The sequence below is a fragment of the Cohaesibacter marisflavi genome (assembly GCF_900115225.1).
Taxonomy (GTDB): domain Bacteria; phylum Pseudomonadota; class Alphaproteobacteria; order Rhizobiales; family Cohaesibacteraceae; genus Cohaesibacter; species Cohaesibacter marisflavi.
Map to the genome: position 1 here is coordinate 617,598 of NZ_FOVR01000001.1, position 20,281 is coordinate 637,878.

Here is a 20,281-nt window from a genome sequence, read left to right on the forward strand (position 1 = left end):
CGATAGCCAGATCTCCCGTATTGCGAGCTGGATGATCCGCTATCCGCCGATATTCACTCTGCTCTTGATCGTGGTCGTCTGTGTCGTGATCGGCACGATATCTCCGGAATTCTGGCAGATTTCCAACATCTTCGATATTGCCCGTGCATCTGTGGTAACAGGATTGTTCGGACTTGGCTTTCTGGTCATTCTGGCCGCTGGTGGCATCGATATGTCCTTTGCTGCCATTGCCGGTCTGATGATGTATTGGATCACCACAGCCGTTGCCGCCTATATGCCATGGCTGCCGATGCCGGTCATCATTCTGATGGCAGCTCTAGGGGGCATGATCATTGGTGTCGGCAACGGCCTGCTGGTGCACTACCTCAAGGCTCCGGCTCTCATCGTGACCATCGGCACGCAATATGTCATCCATGGCTTCCTTCTGACCTTCATCGGCACGGAACTGTTCGTCAACATTCCTCTCTCAATGGAGAATTTCGGCAAAGCCGAACTGATGCGGGTCGGCACGCAAAGTGGCTCGATCGCCATTCTGCCAGCCTATGTTCTGGTGCTGGTTGTTGCTGCTCTGGTCACATGGTGGATTTTAAACCGTACGCTGATGGGCCGCGCCATCTTTGCTGTCGGCGGCAGCGCAGGAATCGCCGAGAGGCTTGGCTATGATCATCGCAAAGTACAGGTTTTCGTCTTTGCCTATGCTGGGCTGCTGGCCGGTATCGCAGGTGTGATCCATGTGGCGAGTAACCGTCTGGCAAACCCGTTTGATCTCTCTGGCAATGAGCTGAATGTGATTGCAGCCGTCGTTCTGGGCGGAGCGCGGATAACCGGCGGTGGCGGCACGGTCATCGGCGCCATGCTCGGGGTCGTGTTGATCACGCTGGTCGACAATGTCCTCATTCTGGCTGGCATCCCGAGCACCTGGCAAACGTTTGTTATCGGATGTTTCATCATCCTGGCCGGGGCTCTTTTCGCCAACTCGTCAAACCGCTGATGAGGCGTATGGTTGAAAAGCCAAACCGGCATTGAATGTTATACCGGTCAGCGCGTGCTCCTTTAAGGGAGAAGCTGGCCGGAGACCCTGAAATCAAAGATATGGCCATGGTGCGGGAGGCTGAATAATGCGCGCCGAGGCTATAATTGCAAAGTCTACTGCAAGGAGGAAAATCATGGCTTTTGATGTAAGTGTGGTTGGACTGTATATTCTGGATATCCTTGGCCGACCCGTAGAAGAAATCCCGCCGGGAGGACAGCTACGCTTCATCGACGAGATCCGCTTGACCGTCGCTGGTACGGCAGGGGGATCGGCAATCGATTGTGCCAAACTCGGGCTCAATACCCGTGCGGTTGGTGCCATCGGTGACGATGAGAAGGGCGATTTCATTCTGCACACGCTGACCGGCTTCGGCGTCGATATCGCCGAAATGCGCAAGCTAACCGGTGTGCCCACATCATCCACTATTCTTAATGTCCGCCCCAACGGTGACCGTCCGGCGTTGCATCGCCGTGGTGCATCTGATGAGCTGACCCTTGGCGAAAAGGACTATCCGGCCATTCTGGATGCCAAATTCGTGCATGTCGGCGGAATGCCACTGCTGGCCAAGCTGGATGGAGCCCCGACCACCGCATTGCTGAAAGCGGCTAAGGAAGCCGGATGTCAGACGACGTTTGACCTTTTGTCCGCTACAGCAGAGACGCTGGATGTTCTCAAACCATCGCTGCCATTTGTCGACTATTTCGTTCCCAGCATCGAAGATGCCGAAGCCATGTGTGGCCTGAGCGTTCCTGAAGATGCGGCCAAATTCTTCCTGGATGCCGGCGCAACCAATTGCTGCCTGACCATGGGCGGAGACGGCTGCATCGTGGCGACACAGGACGCCATGTTCCGGCTGCCTGCTTTTGATATTGACGTCAAGGATACGACCGGCTGCGGCGACGCCTTTACGGCAGGGTTGATTGCAGGGTTGAACCACGATTGGGATATCGAAAAGGCAGCACGATTTGCTTCCGCTTGTGGCGCATTGGTCTCCACTGGCCTTGGCTCGGACGCGGGTATCGTCAGCTTTGAAGAAACCGAAAAACTCATGAATTCGGCCCCCACCTTGCCAATGGCCAGCTGAAAGCTGACCTGAAGTAAGCGGGTAGGACCACCTACAATTCAGAACGAAACAAACCGTTCAATCTGGCGCTAACAAGGGCAGGGGAATGCCCTTGGCGCCGGAAACAGGAGATCTGTGCTGATTTTCTAGAAGACCAGCCGCTCCGTCCAAACTGGAGGAAGGACGATGGAAGAATTAGAGCTGCGGCAAGAGATGGTTGCGGCATGTCGACGAATGAATGACATTGGTCTCAATCAGGGAACATCAGGAAACATTTCAGCCCGGAGCGGTGACAAGATCCTGATTACGCCAACCTCATTGCCTTATGACGAGATGGAGGCCGAGGACATCGTTGCGATGGATGCGGACGGCAATTTTGAAGGCAAACGCAAGCCGTCGTCCGAGTGGCGGTTTCATCACGATATCCTTACCAATCGCCTTGATGTCGATGCTGTGATGCATTGCCATTCGACGCATGCCACAGCTCTTGCCTGCCATCAGATGGGGATCGAAAGCTTCCACTATATGGTCGCTGTTGCCGGAGGAAACGATATCCGTTGTGCCCCATACGCAACGTTCGGCACGCAGGCGCTTTCGGACTCCGCTCTTGAAGCCCTTGAAGGACGCAAGGCCTGTCTACTTGGCCAGCATGGTCAGATCGCTCTGGGTGGAACAATCAAGCAGGCATTCGCCTTGGCGATCGAGGTGGAAACGCTGGCGCATATGTATATCACCGCGCGCCAGATGGGTGAGCCGCCTGTTCTCTCTAGTGAAGAGATGGTGCGCGTCATGAACCAAATGAAACAGATGCACTATGGGGTGACCAGAAGCCAGCAGTAGCCTCAGGGCGCTGGGGCGCATTGTCGGCGATATGTCTGCCTCTGCGATGTCAAACTCTCCCATGAAAAGTACGATGGAGAAAGCAAATGAACCGGATCTTTAACAATCCCGATTTCGTCGTGGAAGATGCTGTCCGCGGCTATTTGAAAGCCCACCCGGATATTCTCGCGGCCACAGAGAATGCGCGCGTGTTGCGGCGTCCGCTTGCCCCGCAAAAGGACAAGGTTGGCATCGTGACGGGTGGCGGGTCTGGCCATGAGCCCGCCTTTCTGGGATATGTCGGTGATGGCATGGTGGATGCCGTTGCCGTGGGTGAAATCTTTTCCTCGCCTTCTGCCAAAGCCTTCCACGACGCCTTCGTTGCTGCTGATGGCGGGCGCGGTGTTGCTTGCCTCTATGGCAACTATGCGGGCGACAACATGAATGTGAAACTTGCCGTCAAACAGGCCGCAAAACATGACCTGACCGTCAAGACGGTCGTGGCCAATGACGATGTTCCATCCGCTCCCAAGGATGAAATCAAGAAGCGGCGTGGTGTGGCTGGCGAAATCCTCATGTGGAAGGTGGGCGGTGCCCGCGCAGATGAAGGCGCTGATCTGGATGAAGTGATTGCTTCTGCCCAGAAGGCGATAGACGCAACCCGCAGCATCGGCATCGGCCTTTCACCCTGCACCATTCCTGCTGTTGGCAAGCCCAATTTCTCCATCGAAGACGGGCATATGGAAGTCGGCATCGGGCACCATGGTGAACCGGGTGTTGCCGTTATGCCAATCAAACCGGCCAATGAAATTGCCGATCTGATGCTTGACCACATCCTGCCGGATCTGCCGTTTGAAAAAGATGATGACGTTGCCTTGCTGGTTTCCGGACTTGGCGCGACCCCAATCATGGAGCTTTATATTCTCTATGATCGTCTGGCTGAGGTGTTGCAAGCTCGTGGCATGAACACGCGCCATCTCTTCATTGGCAACTATTTCACTTCACTTGAAATGCAGGGCGTCACCCTGACGATGATGCGGCTGGATAGCGAGCTTGATCGTCTGTTGTCCGCACCTGCGCGTTCTCTTGGTCTGACGAGGATTTAATCATGACTGCATCCATTGCTATAAAGGACGCTGGCGGCCTGGTCGTTGAACTCATTGAGGCGATCAACGCCAACCGTGGCTGGCTATCCGAGATTGACGGCGCCATCGGTGATGGCGACCATGGCATCAACATGAGCAAGGGCTTCACGGCGGCCGGCGCAAAGCTGGGCGATCCGTTGCCTTCCTTGCCGGATGCCCTCAATACCCTCAGCGAAACCCTAATTGAGGATCTGGGTGGTTCCATGGGGCCACTTTACGGCTATCTCTTCTCGAGTATGGCTGATGAGCTGGAAGGTCAGGAAAGGCTTGATGCCGAGGTCTTTGCCAAAATGATGCATGCAGCCTTTGAGGGCGTCAAGGAAATCGGCTCTGCGGATGTCGGTGACAAGACCCTTCTTGATGCGCTTTATCCGGCAACAGAGGCCTTTGATGAAGCGTGGCGTTCCGGCAAGGATTTTGCCGAAAGCCTTGATACGATGTCAGCTGCCGCCGAAAAGGGGCGTGATGCCACGGTCGATATGGTGGCCAAGGTCGGGCGCGCATCTCGCCTTGGTGAACGCTCTCGTGGCGTTTTGGATGCTGGTGCCACCTCCTGCTGCCTCATCCTGCAAACTCTTGCCAAGGGCATCAAGCAGCGTATGCAAGGCTGATAGAAATTCCCCAACCCCCACAAAAAGAAGCTATCTGTTCTCCATGACAGATACCTCACTCGGCAGTCCTTTTGTTAAGGGCTGCCGATTTTTTATGCTCGGATCGAACAGATTGTTGCAATCGACGATGCAAAAAAAACCAATTGCCGTGAGAACGACAATTGGATCTGGTTGCTTATACGGGGAGGTGGGGCTCTTACTGGATAGGATTGAAGGAAGCCCGATAATGTGAAGCGGGAACAGAGGCTGCTTTTCCCCGCTTCATCTCTTCTTCTTGGAGGATGTTATTGAATCTTAGCCCAATTAAAGGGCTCCAATCACAAGAACCTAATCACAGAATGGATTGACCTGTCGCAGCCCAATCCTTGGAAAACTGATCAAGGCCTTTGTCCGTCAGGGCATGATTTGCCAGGCTCTTGATGACGGATGGTGGAATGGTGGCCACGTCAGCGCCTGCCAATGCTGCTTCCTTCACATGATTGGCCGAGCGGATGGAGGCTGCGAGAATTTCAGTCTTGAAGTCGTAATTGTCATAGATAGTGCGGATCTCGCGGATAAGATCCATGCCATCCAGATTGAGATCATCAAGACGACCGACGAACGGCGAAATGTAGGTTGCACCGGCCTTGGCGGCCAGAAGGGCCTGATTGGCTGCAAAGCAAAGGGTAACATTGGTCTTGATGCCCTTATCGGTCAGTGTACGGCAGGCTTTGAGGCCATCAAGCGTAAGCGGCAGCTTGATCACGACGTTGGAGGCGATTTTGCTCAGGCAATCGGCTTCGGCCATCATGGTGTCAAAGTCCATCGAGGCGACTTCAGCGGAAACCGGTCCGCTGACCACGCCGCAGATCTCGGCGATGACTTCCTTGAAGTCTCGTCCGGATTTGGCAATCAGGCTCGGGTTGGTTGTCACACCATCAAGCAGACCATAGTCATTAAGCTCGACAATGTCTTCAATGATAGCGGTATCAACGAAAAATTTCATTCTCTCTCTCCCATTGGCATGTCGTCTCTCGCAAAGGGGGAGTGGCGAGGGTATAGGACATGCGTTTCAAGTCTTGTGTATGCGTGGCGACAACACAGTGCGCCACGCAAGGCGCGTTAAAGTCCGAGAAGCGCTTTGGCGCGCGCGATGATGGCGTCGCTTGTTATGCCGAATGTCTCGTACAGTTCTTCTGCCGGAGCGGAGGCGCCGAAGCTGTCCATGCCGATGACATTGTCTTCGTCACCAACAAAGGTGGCCCAGCCGAATTTGGCGGCTGCTTCCACAGCAATACGCGGGCAAGTGCCAAGAACGTTGGCGCGATAGTCGGCATCCTGCTCCTTGAACAGCTCCCAGCTTGGCATGGAGACCACAGCCACGGCGATGCCCTTGTCTTTGGTAAGCTTTTCAGCAGCTTCCAGCGCAAGGCTGACTTCGGTTCCTGTCGCGAGCAGCGTCAAGGCGCGTTCGCCGTCTCCGACCTGCCTGAGAATATAGGCCCCGCGTGCGGCAAGATTTTGGCCGCTTTCCTCCAGTCGCAGCTGCGGCACTGCCTGACGGGACAAGGCCAGCAGCGAAGGCCGGTTGCGGTTCCGAATGGCCAGCTCCCAGCATTCCAGCGTTTCAAGCGCATCTGCCGGGCGGAAGGTCAGCAGGTTTGGCATGGCGCGCAAAGAGGCCAGATGCTCCACCGGCTGGTGAGTTGGGCCATCTTCCCCAAGGCCGATGGAATCGTGGGTCATCACATAAATGGTGCCGATCCCCATGAGAGCTGACAGGCGAATGCCGTTGCGGGCATAATCGGAGAAGACCATGAAGGTGCCGCCATAAGGAATGATGCCTCCATGCGCCATCATGCCATTCATGGCTGCGGCCATGGCAAATTCACGTACGCCATAGCCGATATAGCGGCCGGGTTCGCCTCTTTTGAACTGGCTGTCGAGTGCGGGGACGCGCGTCAGGTTGGAACCGGTCAGGTCAGCTGAGCCTCCGATCAATTCCGGCAATACTGGCGCCAGCGCTTCAAGGGCCATCTGGCTGGCTTTGCGGGTGGCGACCTTTTGTGGCTTGTCAAACAGTGCTTTGCGTGCATCCGCTACAGCGGCCTTGAACTCGGCGGGCAGGGTGCGGGCCGTGCGGCGCAGAAATTCAGCTTGCAGCGCCTCATCAGACTGTGCCAGACGGCTTTCCCATGCCATCCGTACTTCCTTGCCCTTGGAGCCGATAATCCGCCATTCCTGCAACAGATTGCCCGGAATTTCAAAGGGCTCCGCTGTCCAGTCAAGCGCTGCTTTGGCTGCGGCGGCTTCTTGCGCACCAAGTGGAGACCCATGGCAGGATTCTGTGCCTGCCTTGTTTGGCGAGCCGAGCCCGATCACCGTCTTCATGGCAATCAAAGACGGCTTGTCTGTGGTTGCTTTGGCAAGGGTCAGGGCCGCATCGATGGAGGCTGCATCATGCCCGTCGCAGCTCTGGACATGCCAGCCACAGGCCGACAGGCGTTTGGGTATGTTATCGGAGAAGGAAACCGATGTCGGGCCATCAATGGTGATGCCATTGTCGTCATATAGCACGATCAGTTTGCCAAGACCGAGATGCCCTGCAAGGGAAATGGCTTCCTGTCCGATGCCTTCTTCCAGACAGCCGTCACCCATGAACACATAAGTATGGTGATCAACAAGATCCGGGCCGAAATCCTTGGCCATGATCTGTTCGGCGAGGGCCATGCCCACGGCGCTGGCTATACCCTGACCAAGCGGACCGGTGGTCGTCTCTATGCCTTTGGCGTGGCCATATTCAGGATGGCCCGCCGTGATGGCTCCCTTTTGGCGGAAGTTTTTCAGCTGTTCCTTGGTCATGTCTTCATAACCGGTCAGATGCAACAGGCTATAGAGCATGGCCGAGGCGTGGCCATTGGAAAGCACGACACGATCGCGATCTGGCCAATCAGGCGCAGTGGCATCGAATTTGAGATGGTTCTTATAGAGTACCGTAGCCGCATCAGCCATGCCCATGGGCGCACCGGGGTGGCCCGAATTGGCGGCCTCCACGGCATCGATGCTCAGTGCCCGAATGCAGTTGGCCAGAGAAAAGGCCAATGCATCGCGGCGTGCGTGTTCAAGTGCTGTCTTAGAAGAATAGGCCGACATATTTTTCCCTCCATGTTGCCTTTGGACTACTCCTTTGTGAAAAACAATGCAATAAAAAATCTCAAAATAACATTTGCAATGTGTTATTTGTTGTGAAATAGGTGTTATGTTGAATTTTTCTCGAGTCTGTCCGATAGTCGCCCATTGCGTAACAACAGATGGATTCGAAAGGAGCCCGTATGAAGCGCGAGGACCGTCAAAAGGCGATCATGGACCTTCTGGTCACCCAGGGTGAGGTTGAGGTCGACAAGCTGTCAGAGCAGTTTGTTGTCTCGAAAATGACCATTCACCGCGATCTGGATGATCTGGAAGCCGAAGGCATGATCCGCAAGATCCGCGGTGGCGCGACCATAGAGTCCGGCACCCGCTTTGAAAGCGACTTCAGATATCGTGAAAGGCAAAGCCAAGGCGCGAAAATGGCGATGGCAGAAGCTGCGTTGAACCTGATCGATCCGGGCATGACCGTCATGGTCAATGATGGCTCAATGGCAGCATTCCTGGGCAAATACCTGCCAAGAAAACGCCCGTTGACCGTGATCACCAACAATGCCGCAATTCTGGATTCCCTCAGGGCAGAATCCGGTATCAAAGTGATTTCTCTTGGGGGAAGCTATTCGAGCAAATTCAACGCCTATTTTGGTAGTCTGACAGAAACCTGTCTTGCCAATTTGCGCGCTGATATTTCCTTCATCTCCACGCCAGCTATTTCAGGGCTGGAAGTCTTCCATATGGATGACGTGGTGGTCAAAAGCAAACGCGCCATGATGCGCTCGGGCACCAAGTGCTGTCTGCTGGTTAATCACGCACGCTTTGATCACACCGCCTTGCACAAACTCGCCGACCTTGAAGAGTTTGATCACATTATAACAGACACTGCGCCCTCTGCTGGTGCCCTGTCCGCCATAGAGGGAGCTGGCCTCAGTTTGACCATTGCTGATGCAGCAAACCGGGAGGGTGCATGACCTCTCCCTTTCTTGCTGCGGTCAATTGGTGCGGGTTCCTTTCCGAGCAAATGCAGTTTGCTCTTCGGCCCCTTGAGGCGTGCGCTGCAGTTTTCCCTGCGCGTGCTCATGCCTCCTCATATTCTCTGGCCCGGCTTGCCTTAAAGTGTGCCGGTAACCGGAGAACGACCCAGCGACCACACGGCAATGTCTCCCCGTCAGGGTTCATTGCATGGAAGCTTTCTGATTGTTTCGAAAGCCTGGGAGAGTGTGTCGCTGTTCATGACCAGCAGTTAGAATAGGGAGAAATATCATGAAAATTGCTGTTGCCGGTGATAGTGCAGGCGAAGGTCTTGCTCACATTTTGGCAGAATATCTTGCAGGCCAGGGCAAATATGAGGTGTCCGAGGTCTCAAGGGTTGCGGGCCAAGCCGATCCATTCTACGCCAACATGGCAGAACGCGTCGCGACTGCCGTTGTGAAGGGCGAATATGATCGCGCTATTCTTTGCTGCGGCACCGGTATCGGGGTTGCCATGTCAGCCAACAAGGTGCACGGCATCCGGGCTGCACAATGCCATGATACTTATTCCGCCGAGCGCGCTGCGCTTTCCAACAATGCCCAGATTATCACGATGGGCGCACGGGTGATCGGTGCTGAATTGGCAAAAACCATTGCGGATACCTTTTTTGAAAACACGGAATTCTTTGATGTCAACGGGCGCTCCGCAGGCAACGTCAATGCTGTTGACGAATTGGATGCGCGTAACCGCTAGTCCGGCATGAAGGCAAGCCGAAAGCGTTGTTGAGTGCCTCTAAATAGCCGCTACGCTTCGATTTATCGTGAAAAGTCCGATCCATCCGGTATCGGGCTTTTTCTTTGTCTTGGTCTCGAATTTGCCGCAGTATCACTTTGGAGAAATTCCAGCCTCAGGCACCATAATGATTTTGAACAAGATTGACATCAGCGGGCCAATCACGCAAAAAGAGATCGGATGGTTCTTCCCTAGACAGACTCAGGGAAGATGAAAAGGGAACATGGTGCGGACGACCCAACTCGGGGCCTATGCCATGGCTGCCCCCGCAACTGTAAGCGGATTGCCTTGTTTTGTAACCACTGAACCAAAGGGTTTGGGAAGGGAGCAGGGCGCAAGACCGTGAGCCAGGAGACCTGCCAGCCACCACTATTCTCACTAACCGGTCGGGGTGTATCGGAGATGAGGCAAATTGATTTTTGCTTCCTTGCTTTTCCCTCCCTGCTATCGGCGTGTTTCGTTGAACTCGGTATCAAAAGCCTTCATGCTTTGATGCGAAGTTAGGATCATGCTTTGAAAAATAAGGCAATTTTGCAAATCTGCAGCACTTGCAACAGCGCGGCAGTCAAACAGAATCCGGAAAGACTAGCCACAGAATGTCCTGAGGGCGAGAAGCTGCTTGGCGCGGTGCAATCCGCTGTGAAGGCCGATGCCGATCTGGATGGCCAACTCGTCATTCAGGCCGCCCGTTGCATGAGCAGCTGCAAGCGCAGCTGTGTTGTCGCTCTTCTGGCAAAGGACAAATATCAGTTCGTCGTCGGAGAACTCGACAGCAGCGCCGACAGGGTCGACGATCTTGTTGCCTTTGCAAAAAGCTATGTCGAGGCTGAAGACGGCTTGCCGCAATGGCGCGAACGCCCGCAGCATATTCGCAAGAACACCATCGCCCGGTTACATCCTTTCCCTTCTGAATTCTCAAACGACTCCTAGAGGCTCATCATGTCTTTCAAGGCTCCTCTGTCATCGCCCAAAATTCCAGCCACCGTTGTGACCGGCTTTCTCGGCTCCGGCAAAACCACGCTTATCCGCCATCTGATTGAACAGGCCGGGGACAAGAAAATTGCCCTCATCGTCAATGAATTTGGCGATATGGGGTTCGACGGCGAAATGATTTCCAGCTGCGGCAATCCCAATTGCACCGAAGACGATGTTGTCGAACTGAAAAACGGCTGCATCTGCTGCACGGTGGCCGACGAATTCCTGCCGACCATGGAAATGTTGCTCAAGCGCGAACCGCGTCCGGAGCATGTCGTTATCGAAACGTCTGGTCTTGCATTGCCTCAGCCTCTTGTTCAGGCCTTCCAATGGCCCAGCGTGCGCGCTTCAGTGACCGTCGACGGCGTGATTACCATCGCCGATGCCGCAGCGCTGAGCGAAGGCCACTATAGCGTCGATGAAGAGGCCGTTGTGCGTCAACGGGAACAGGATGACTCAATCGATCACGAAAATCCGATTGATGAGCTCTTCAATGATCAGCTCAAATGCGCGGACATGATTGTGATTTCCAAGGCTGATCTCATTGATGAAGATGCCATGGCGAGGGTGGAAGCGATCATTGCGGAGCATCGGCGCGATGGGGTGAAAACCATTCACTCGGCCAATGGCAATGTTTCGACCGCTGTGCTTTTGGGCCTTGAAGCGGGCGCGGAAGAGGATCTCGACAGCCGAGAAGCCGCGCATGATCATCACCATCACAATGACGACCATGATCACGATCACGAGCACGATGATGATCATGACCTCCACCATCATCACCATCATCACCACCATCACGACCATGATGACTTCCATTCGGCAGTTGTCGCACCGCGCGCCTTTGCCTCGATGGATGCGCTTAAACAGGCCGTATCAGATGTTCTGGCTCAGTCCGGTGTCCTGCGCGTCAAAGGCTATGCGGCGATTGAAGGCAAAAAAGCACGCGTTGTGGTGCAAGCGGTCGGGCGCCGCGTGGAAAGCTGGTTTGATCCGGGGGCTGAGAGCTCGACTGGGCTGGTGGTCATTGGTCTTAAGGATTTCGATCTTGATCGCGCCAACAAGACACTGGGCTAAAGAAGACCAACGATAATAAGGCCGAAGACAATAAGGACCGTACCCACATGCATATACTGGCGCCTGATGCAGGACGGATTGATGACGGCGAAGAAGCCGTAGATCTGGGGCAGACCCCCGGTGATATCCTCATTCTGTCTTCTGCTGATAGCGAACTTTCAGCATTTGCCATGTCGGCACGGTCTCGCCCCGATGAGGCCGCCTCGGTGCGTCTGGCCAACCTTATGGCGCTGGGGCATCCCTATTCGGTTGATCTCTATGTGGATCAGACCGCGAGCCACGCAAAAGTCATCGTGCTGCGTCTTCTTGGCGGTGTTGAATATTGGCGTTACGGGCTAGAGCAGCTCAAGAAGCTTTCGCGCGGCTATGATGTCAAATTGCTCGTCATGCCCGGCGATGACAAGTGGGATGAAAGCCTGGCAGAATGGTCGAGCGAACCGGTGGCCATTGTGCGGCAACTCTGGCGCTATTGTGTTGAGGGGGGAGTAGAGAATATGGCCCTTGCGCTTCGGTTTGCCGAGGCGTTGATCGCGGGGGACATAGAGGCTGTGCCCCATCCTGTGCCTTTGCCGCGCGTGGGCATTCTCAAACACGGGGAGAGCTTTAGCGGCGAGGAGGGTCTACAGCGCTATTTGGCTGATGTAGCCAATGAAACGCAAAAAGCTGTGGTGCCAATTCTCTTTTACCGGTCTTACGTGCAAAGCGCTATGACGGCGCCGATTGATGCGCTTGCAGAAGCGCTTGAGGCAAACGGGCTGCATGCCTTGCCGATCTTTCTACCGAGCTTGAAGGACTTCGAGGCGCAGGAATTCCTACAAGGCGCTTTAGCCCAGTTGCCACCCGCTGTATTGCTCAATTGCACCGCTTTTGCTCTATCCAAGGCCGGGCAGGCTTACGAGCCTACCATTCTGGATCAGTATGATTGTCCGGTGCTCCAGGTCATTCTCTCTGGTTCCAGCAAGCTGGCGTGGGAAGAAAGCCCGCGCGGTCTCTCTGCGCGAGATCTGGCCATGCATGTGGTTCTGCCCGAGTTGGATGGACGCATTCTTAGCCGCGCCATAGCCTTCAAGGAAGAGGGCGCGCTGGATAGCAAGACGTACTATAAGCCCGTCGAATTGGTTCCACATGGCGACAGGATTGCGTATGTCGCTGCCTTGGCGAAAGGCTGGGCGCGCTTGCGCAGTTCCGAACCCAAAAGCCGCAAGGTTGGCGTGGTGTTGGCAAACTATCCCAACAAGGACAGCCGCATCGCCAATGGGGTTGGGCTGGATAGTCCAGCCTCCGTTGTCGCCTTGATGAGGGCGATGCAACATGCGGGTTATAAGGTTGGCCCTGTGCCCGAAGATGCCGACGCGCTGATGCAGCAGATCCTCAAAGGGCCGACCAACGCACTGGGCAAGGCCATCCGCCAGAGCGAGAACCAGCTGACTCTGGCCGACTATAGGGCCATGTTTGAGGCACTGCCTGAGGCCGTTCAGAACGGCGTCGTGGCTCGCTGGGGACCGCCAGAGGATGACCCGATGGTCACCGGCGAAGCGTTCCAGCTAGCGATCCTCACCTTTGGAAATCTGGCCATCGGGGTGCAGCCCGCCCGTGGGTATAATATCGACCCCAAAGATACCTATCACGATCCTGATCTGGTTCCGCCGCACAATTACTTCGCCTTCTATTTCTGGCTGCGGCAGGTCTATGGCATCCATGCGGTCATTCATGCAGGCAAGCATGGCAATCTTGAATGGCTGCCGGGCAAGGCCCTCGCGCTCAGTGAAGCTTGCTATCCCGAAGCCGTGTTCGGGCCGGTGCCGCATCTCTATCCCTTCATCGTCAATGACCCAGGCGAAGGCTGTCAGGCCAAGCGCCGCACCAGCGCGGTGATCATTGATCATCTGACACCGCCGCTCACCCGCGCCGAAAGCCATGGCGCAGGCGAAGAGCTGGAAGCGCTGGTGGATGAATTCTACACCGCGCAAGGGGTGGATCCGCGCCGATCGGACAAGCTGCTGGAGGAAATCCGCTTTCTGGCCAGCCGAACCGGCCTTGATAAGGATGCTGGCGTGGGGGCGGATGATGACAACCAGACCGCACTGCAGCAACTGGACACCCATTTGTGCGACCTGAAAGAGCTGCAAATCCGCGATGGCTTGCATATTCTGGGTGCCTCGCCTGAAGGGGGCTATCGAACCGATTTGCTGGTCGCCATAGCGCGCGTGCCGCGCGGCAACGAACCCGCTCAGCAGTCTCTCCACCGCGCCATAGCTGCGGATCTCGACCTTACAGTGGCTGGCGTCCGCTTCGATCCTCTGGATTGCGATTTTGCCAAAGCATGGGACGGTCCGCGCCCTGATCTTCTTGCCCGTCTTTCAGACGCCCTGTGGCGCCATTGCGGCGATACGGTCGAGCGGATCGAGCTGCTCGCCAAGGCGTTGGTTGCAGGGGAGGTGGTCTGCCCTGACGGGTTTGAGGCAACAATGGCTGTGCTCAATTGGGTAGAGGGAGACCTCAGCGCAGCGATTGATGCCTGCGGGCCCGAAGAAACCAGTCATCTGCTGGCTGGTCTTGGCGGACGGTTTGTGCCGCCCGGTCCCTCGGGAGCCCCCACAAGAGGCCGGCCGGACGTTCTGCCAACGGGACGCAATTTCTTTGCAGTCGATGTGCGCTCCGTGCCTTCCAAAACGGCTTGGGCCATCGGAGAACTCTCTGCCGAGCGGCTGATGGAACGCCACTTTCAGGATGAGGGGGAATGGCTTCAAGCCATCGTACTGACCTGTTGGGGCACGTCCAACATGCGCACAGGTGGCGATGATATTGCACAGGCGCTGGCCCTGCTGGGTGTCCGTCCGGTCTGGGAACCGGCATCGGGACGTGTGACAGGCATAGAGGTGCTGCGGCTTGAAGAATTGCGGCGCCCGCGCGTGGATGTGACCTTGCGCATTTCGGGCTTCTTCCGCGATGCTTTTCCCCATCAGATCGATCTGTTCGATAGCGCCGTGCGGCAGGTATCCGAGTTAGATGAAGACGAGGACGCCAACCCGCTGGCCGCCCGTGTGCGCCGCGAAAGGGCCGAGGCCGAAGCGCAGGGCGTTGACGCTGATCTGGCCCGCAGGCAATCTACGTTCCGTGTGTTCGGGTCCATGCCGGGGGCTTATGGGGCGGGGCTTCAGGCGCTGATCGACGAGAAAATCTGGGACAAGCGCTCGGACTTTGCCGAGGCCTTTGTGGCATGGGGTGGATTTGCCTATGGCGCCGGGCAATATGGTGACCGTGCCGCCGACAGTCTCAAGCGCCGTTTGTCAAAAGTCGATGCGGTGATCCAGAATCAGGATAATCGCGAGCATGATCTGCTCGACTCGGACGACTATTACCAGTTTGAAGGCGGGCTTGCTGCCAGTGTCGAGAGCTTCCGTGGCGCTGCACCGAAGGTCTATCACAATGATCATTCCCGCGCCGAGCGCCCCGTTATTCGCACGCTGGATGAGGAAATCGCACGCGTTGTGCGTGGGCGGGCGGCGAACCCGAAATGGATCGCCGGTGTGATGCGCCATGGCTATAAGGGCGCGTTCGAAATCGCAGCAACGCTTGATTACCTGTTTGCCTTTGCCGCGACGACCAACGCCGTTGGCGATCACCATTTCGATCAGCTCTATGAGGCCTATATCGAGGATGATGCTGTTGCCGATTTCCTCAAGGACAAGAACCGGCCCGCTTATGATGATATGATTGATCGCTTTTTGGAGGCGCTTGATCGAGGCCTCTGGACGCCCAAGTCTAACAGTGCCCGATTCAATCTGGAAGAAAACAAGAAACCAGCCACTCAGCAGGAAGGGGAGTTCCTATGAAAAAGACAGACGGTATGACGCAGGAAGAGCTCGACGCTCGCCATGCAGAAAAGATGAAAAAGAAAAAGGCCGCGCGTGAAAAAATCCTCGCCACCAAGACCGAGGAAAAAGGCCTGATCATCGTTCATACGGGCAAGGGCAAGGGCAAATCCACCGCCGCCTTCGGCATGGCCTTCCGCTCCATCGGACACGGGCATAAGATCGCCGTCATCCAGTTCGTCAAGGGTGCTTGGGATTCGGGCGAAAAGCGTATGCTGGAAAAGTTCCCCGAGCAGGTAACGATCAAGGCCATGGGCGAGGGCTTCACTTGGGAGACGCAGGATCGTAACAAGGACATCGCCAATGCCCGCGCAGCATGGGACGCGGCAAAGGAAGCGATTCTCGATCCGGAAAACCGCTTCGTGCTGCTGGATGAGTTAAACATCGTCTTGCGTTATGACTATCTGCCGATTGAGGAAATCGTGGAGTTCCTGAGCGAAGAAAAGCCAGATGATACCCATGTTGTTATCACCGGTCGCAACGCAAAGGATGAGCTAATTGAAATTGCGGATCTGGTGACCGAAATGACGCTGATCAAGCATCCGTTCCGGTCTGGTATCAAGGCACAGGAAGGCATCGAGTATTAGGAAAATTGCTGATTTAATTCAGCTTTTCTGTGTCCAAATCATAGGGCGGGCCAAAGGCGAGTTGACATGCCTTGCTTGCAATCCTACACATGAATTGTTCGATGGTTTTTCTCGTCCAGGCGTGATGAGAAAATGAAAAGGGAACATGGTGAGGCTTACCCATCAGGGACCGACTCCATGGCTGCCCCCGCAACTGTAAGCGGCGAGCGATTGATTAGAGAAATCCACTGACACCGGGGTGTTGGGAAGGTTTAGTCAATTGCTATGACCCGTGAGCCAGGAGACCTGCCATCAGACTGGTACAGGCTGAATAGTCAGCCTTGCCGCCTCTAAACAAGACGCCGGGGTGAGCGTTGGGTAGAGAGATAGTCTGGTGCCCTATTTTACACCAGCAGTCCCTTGCCGATACTTCCATTCCCACAGCGTCTCCAAATTGGCTTGTTGCCGACAGGAGATGACTCTATGCATAAATTACTGACAGGGGCGCTTTTAGCTTCCGCCCTCATGGTTTCCAGCGCCGCTAATGCGCATTTTCAGCTGGTCTATACCCCACAGGTTAATCTGGTCAAAGCGGGCGATGTTCCGCTGAAACTCATATTCTGGCATCCGTTTGAAAATGGCCATGTTATGGATATGGGCACGCCGGAAGCCTTTTATGCCCTGCATAAAGGCAAGAAGATTGACCTGATGGACACACTGGTGCCCATGCGTTTTCAGGGCTCAGCCAATGACGCAGATGCGTTCGACGCCAGTGTGAAGGTTAAGCGCAGCGGCGACTATACGCTCGTCGTGCGGCCTGCTCCCTATTATGAAGAGAGCGAAGATATCTATATCCAGCAGATCGCTAAGAGCTATCTGAATAAGGGCGGGCTTCCCACTGATTGGAATGAACCCGCTGGGCTCAAAACCGAAATAGTCCCGCTCAACAAGCCGACCAATATTCTTGCCGGATCCACTTTTACCGGGCGCGTCCTTTCGCAAGGCAAGCCGGTGGCAGGTGCTGAAATCGAGATCGAATATATGGCGGCGGAGCCGGATATGGATGCCAACAAGCCGCAAATGGCGTCTGCCAAACCGGCTCCGGGTGGAGCGCTTGTCGCTCTTTCCGATGAGAATGGCTATTTCACCTTCGGTATTCCAAAGGCTGGCTTCTGGGGCTTTGCGGCTCTTGGCACAGGGCCTGATACCGAGTTTGAAGGCAAGGAGCTTTCCCAGGATGCTGTTATTTGGGTGAGAGCTTATGACCTCAAATAGCCTTCCATGTCACAGCCGGAGGGTGCGCCATGCATATCGTTGATGGTGCTCTTTCCAACGAGGTGCTGATTGTGGGGTCCGCTATGTCCGCAGTTGGCATCGTCGTAGGCTTGCGGAAGTTGACGATGGACCTCATTCCGGCTGCGGGTGTGCTCAGTGCAACATTTTTTGTTGCATCGCTGATCCATGTTCCGCTGGGATTTTCGAGCGTGCATCTCATCCTGAACGGTCTGGCCGGGATTATTCTCGGCTGGGCTGCCTTTCCCGCATTGTTCGTGGCGTTGCTTCTGCAAGCCGTCTTTTTCGCCTTCGGAGGTATATCGGTGCTCGGGGTGAATACCCTGAATATCGCCGCGCCCGCCGTATTGGTTGGTTTGATGGTCAATCCGTTTTTGATCCGAACCACATCGTCCAGTCTTGCTGCTGTATTTGGTGGCTTTGCCGGAGCATTGGCCATCGCCTTGACGACGCTCTTTGTTGCTCTGGCACTTGGCTTCTCAGGTGACAATTTTGCACTTCAGGCGAAAATTGTCTTCGTGGCTCATATCCCGATCATGATCATTGAGGGGCTTCTGTCGGCTGCGGCCATCTACCTCATCCACAAAGTGAAGCCGGAACTTTTGCATGCAATGAACAAGGGGGGAGCCCGATGATCCGATTGAAACAAATGGCGACGGCAGGCCTGCTTCTTCTTGTTTGCGCATTTGCCTCTCCAGCATTGGCCCACAAGGTTATTATGTCCGCTTATGCGGATGGTGAAGCCATCGAGGGAGAATTAGGATTTTCCAACGGTGATATGTCGTCGGATACAACGGTTGAAGTGTTTGCTGATGACGGTGCCAAACTTGGTGAAACCAAAACAGACGAAGACGGCATATTCCGATATACGCCAACCGTGAAGGTGCCTCTGACTTTCAAGGCCAATCTTGGTGCTGGGCATATTGGCACTTACCATATGGCTGTTGATGAACTTCCCGATGCGATCGGGGGTGACGCAAAAGAAAGTGAGGCGATAGCAGAGGTGTCCGCTGTTCTCGAAGAGATCAGTGAAGGCACAGATGGTGATGCGGCAGCAACCGCAGGCCTCAGCCCGGAAGCCTTGCAGAAACTCATTGCGGCAGAGGTTCACCAACAGCTCGAAACTTTCAAACCAGAATTTGCCAAAGCTGTGCGCAACGAGACCAAGCCACTGCGTAAAGTGATCTCTGAATATACGGAGAAGAACGATATGCAGGCGATCCTTGGTGGTATCGGCTACATCTGCGGATTGTTCGGCATCGGCTTTTATGTCGCCGCGCGCGGTGAGCGCAAGAAACTGTCGGCTACAGCGAAGGAAACCGCATGAGCGATATTCTGGGGGATGCAGGTCGAGCCAAAGGGCTGGGCAGGGCAGAGGCAAACAGCATTGGCGCAATCTTTTCTCATCGCCTCTGGATCCGTGAACTGGATCCGCGCGTGAGAATTGTCGCCGTGTTTGTCTTCTCCATTTGCGTGGTCCAATTGGACAAACTCCTTCCCCTGGGGATTGCCTTTTTGGGTGGTCTGTTTCTGCTGCTGCAAGCAAGAATGCCTTTTGTCACCTCCCTCAAACGGGTTTTGACGGTGGATAGTTTCATCATTCTGTTGCTTGTCATGCTGCCTTTTACGACGCCCGGTACAGAAATGGCATCTGTCTTTGGCTTCTCTGCCAGTTATGAAGGCTTGAGGCAGGCCATTGTCATTCTGTTGCGCGCCAATGCCATTGTTATGGCCTCTCTGGCGCTGTTGGCAACCATTGACGCTGTTACCTTCGGGCAAGCGCTGGCCAAATTGAAGGTGCCCGAAAGGCTCGTACATCTGTTGCTGTTTACTGTGCGCTATGTCGAGGTGCTGCACGCCGAATATCTGCGGCTCAAAACGGCGATGAAATGCAGAGGATTTGCTCCCGGCAACAATCTGCACACCTACAAGAGCGTCGGCTATCTTGTCGGCATGCTGCTCATTCGGTCTTTCGAGCGCTCCGAGCGCATTCTTATGGCAATGAAATGCCGGGGATTTAACGGACAATTTCATTTGCTCAAGGATTTCGACTATACAAGACGCGACTTGACCTTTTCGATGATAGCGTGCCTTTTTGTGCTGTCGCTCTTGGCCTTGGAGATGTTGCATGTCGTTGCTGCTTGAAACAGATAAGCTGAGCTATGCCTATCATGGCAGCGCACCATGTCTGAGCGGTGCGTCACTCGCGCTTGAAGAAGGCGAAAGGGTCGGACTGGTCGGCGACAATGGGGTCGGCAAGAGTACCTTTTTGCAGGTGCTGGTGGGCCTTTATAAGTCCCACGATGGACGCATCACCGCATTCGGGCAGGATTTTGTGACCGAAGAGGACTTCATCCAGCTACGCCGTCGTGTCGGGTTGGTGTTCCAGGATCCTGATGACCAGCTCTTCTGTCCGACCGTCAAGGAAGACATCGCCTTCGGTCCGCTCAATTTGGGCTACAGCCGCGCTGAGGCGGATGCTATCGTTGAGGAGACTTTGGCGCTTTTGAACCTGTCTCACCTCAAAGAGCGGGTCACGCATCGGCTATCTGGCGGACAGAAAAGGCTGGTCGCGCTGGCAACGGTCATCGCCATGAAGCCAGATATTCTGCTGCTTGATGAGCCGACGAACGATCTGGATGAGAAGACACGCATTCGGCTTATCGAAATACTTCTTTCGCTGCCACAGGCAATGATTATCGTCAGCCACGATCGCGCCTTTCGGGAAAAGGTCGTGACGCGAACCGTAAAAATGGAGAATGGTCAGATCTTTTGATGAGATGACACCAAACCAACTGCCGGGAGATGAAAACCCGGCCCAATGCTTTGCAGCGCCTCCCATGACGGGGGCTGAAAATCAAGTCAGTGAGGCCGATCCAAGCCGGATGCCAAGACTGACCTGCAGGTTGGAAGAAAGAGATCGGATCGTGCGCGGCCGGA

18 protein-coding genes and 2 riboswitches are annotated in these 20,281 nt (G+C 55.1%); of the genes, 16 read left to right on the forward strand and 2 right to left on the reverse strand.

The annotated features are described in order from the left end of the window. Positions 1-31: 31 nt before the first annotated feature. The 5 genes from BM258_RS02820 (at position 32) to dhaL (ending at position 4,671) form a co-directional block, all read left to right on the forward strand. The gene (locus BM258_RS02820; RefSeq protein WP_394705198.1) at positions 32-991 is read left to right on the forward strand and encodes an ABC transporter permease; all 960 of its coding nucleotides are present in this window, start codon (positions 32-34) and stop codon (positions 989-991) included. A gap of 175 nt (positions 992-1,166) precedes the next feature. Then, positions 1,167-2,117: a carbohydrate kinase family protein gene (locus tag BM258_RS02825; protein WP_090068608.1), complete on the forward strand. Its 951-nt coding sequence runs from the start codon at positions 1,167-1,169 to the stop codon at positions 2,115-2,117. Between the two features lie 165 nt (positions 2,118-2,282). Then, complete coding sequence (locus BM258_RS02830; RefSeq protein ID WP_244544564.1) at positions 2,283-2,936, forward strand: class II aldolase/adducin family protein; 654 nt, start codon at positions 2,283-2,285, stop codon at positions 2,934-2,936. 86 nt (positions 2,937-3,022) lie between these two features. Continuing rightward, on the forward strand, positions 3,023-4,021 hold the full coding sequence (locus tag BM258_RS02835) for a dihydroxyacetone kinase subunit DhaK (protein ID WP_090068610.1): 999 nt from the start codon (positions 3,023-3,025) through the stop codon (positions 4,019-4,021). Between the two features lie 2 nt (positions 4,022-4,023). Next, positions 4,024-4,671 carry a dihydroxyacetone kinase subunit DhaL gene (gene dhaL / locus BM258_RS02840; protein ID WP_090068612.1) on the forward strand — a complete coding sequence of 216 codons (648 nt, stop codon included), beginning with the start codon at positions 4,024-4,026 and terminating at the stop codon, positions 4,669-4,671. A 331-nt stretch (positions 4,672-5,002) separates the two neighbouring features. On the opposite strand, the gene fsa is transcribed toward dhaL, so the two are convergent. Continuing rightward, entirely contained in the window at positions 5,003-5,656 is a 654-nt protein-coding gene (fsa, locus tag BM258_RS02845; protein ID WP_090068614.1) for a fructose-6-phosphate aldolase, read from the reverse strand. 116 nt (positions 5,657-5,772) lie between these two features. After that, entirely contained in the window at positions 5,773-7,803 is a 2,031-nt protein-coding gene (tkt, locus tag BM258_RS02850) for a transketolase (protein WP_090068616.1), read from the reverse strand. A 179-nt stretch (positions 7,804-7,982) separates the two neighbouring features. Here tkt and BM258_RS02855 point away from each other — a divergent pair, with 179 nt between their 5' ends. The 11 genes from BM258_RS02855 (at position 7,983) to BM258_RS02905 (ending at position 20,117) form a co-directional block, all read left to right on the forward strand. Then, positions 7,983-8,765: a DeoR/GlpR family DNA-binding transcription regulator gene (locus tag BM258_RS02855; RefSeq protein WP_090068618.1), complete on the forward strand. Its 783-nt coding sequence runs from the start codon at positions 7,983-7,985 to the stop codon at positions 8,763-8,765. Between the two features lie 292 nt (positions 8,766-9,057). Further along, positions 9,058-9,519 (forward strand): RpiB/LacA/LacB family sugar-phosphate isomerase, encoded by a 462-nt coding sequence (locus tag BM258_RS02860; RefSeq protein WP_090068620.1) that lies wholly within the window; start codon positions 9,058-9,060, stop codon positions 9,517-9,519. Between the two features lie 203 nt (positions 9,520-9,722). After that, a riboswitch (cobalamin riboswitch) is annotated at positions 9,723-9,936 on the forward strand. Between the two features lie 135 nt (positions 9,937-10,071). Beyond that, the gene (locus BM258_RS02865; protein WP_090068623.1) at positions 10,072-10,488 is read left to right on the forward strand and encodes a DUF1636 family protein; all 417 of its coding nucleotides are present in this window, start codon (positions 10,072-10,074) and stop codon (positions 10,486-10,488) included. Positions 10,489-10,497: 9 nt separating this feature from the next. Beyond that, positions 10,498-11,607 carry a cobalamin biosynthesis protein CobW gene (cobW, locus tag BM258_RS02870; protein ID WP_090068625.1) on the forward strand — a complete coding sequence of 370 codons (1,110 nt, stop codon included), beginning with the start codon at positions 10,498-10,500 and terminating at the stop codon, positions 11,605-11,607. Positions 11,608-11,654: 47 nt separating this feature from the next. Beyond that, positions 11,655-15,443, forward strand: a complete 3,789-nt coding sequence (gene cobN / locus BM258_RS02875; RefSeq protein WP_090068627.1) for a cobaltochelatase subunit CobN — start codon at positions 11,655-11,657, stop codon at positions 15,441-15,443. After that, positions 15,440-16,069, forward strand: coding sequence for a cob(I)yrinic acid a,c-diamide adenosyltransferase (gene cobO / locus BM258_RS02880; RefSeq protein WP_244544565.1), 630 nt, complete (start codon positions 15,440-15,442; stop codon positions 16,067-16,069). Before cobN ends, cobO begins: the two co-directional genes overlap by 4 nt. Positions 16,070-16,154: 85 nt before the next feature. After that, a riboswitch (cobalamin riboswitch) is annotated at positions 16,155-16,376 on the forward strand. Positions 16,377-16,531: 155 nt separating this feature from the next. Further along, a complete protein-coding gene (locus tag BM258_RS02885; RefSeq protein WP_090068630.1) occupies positions 16,532-17,323 on the forward strand; it encodes a DUF4198 domain-containing protein in 792 nt (263 codons plus the stop codon). 29 nt (positions 17,324-17,352) lie between these two features. Continuing rightward, positions 17,353-17,976, forward strand: a complete 624-nt coding sequence (cbiM, locus tag BM258_RS02890; RefSeq protein WP_090068632.1) for a cobalt transporter CbiM — start codon at positions 17,353-17,355, stop codon at positions 17,974-17,976. Then, the gene (locus BM258_RS02895) at positions 17,973-18,668 is read left to right on the forward strand and encodes a cobalt ABC transporter permease (RefSeq protein WP_210186630.1); all 696 of its coding nucleotides are present in this window, start codon (positions 17,973-17,975) and stop codon (positions 18,666-18,668) included. Before cbiM ends, BM258_RS02895 begins: the two co-directional genes overlap by 4 nt. Further along, positions 18,665-19,486 (forward strand): cobalt ECF transporter T component CbiQ, encoded by an 822-nt coding sequence (cbiQ, locus tag BM258_RS02900; RefSeq protein WP_090068633.1) that lies wholly within the window; start codon positions 18,665-18,667, stop codon positions 19,484-19,486. Before BM258_RS02895 ends, cbiQ begins: the two co-directional genes overlap by 4 nt. Next, positions 19,470-20,117: an energy-coupling factor ABC transporter ATP-binding protein gene (locus BM258_RS02905; protein ID WP_090068635.1), complete on the forward strand. Its 648-nt coding sequence runs from the start codon at positions 19,470-19,472 to the stop codon at positions 20,115-20,117. Before cbiQ ends, BM258_RS02905 begins: the two co-directional genes overlap by 17 nt. Positions 20,118-20,281: the final 164 nt, after the last annotated feature.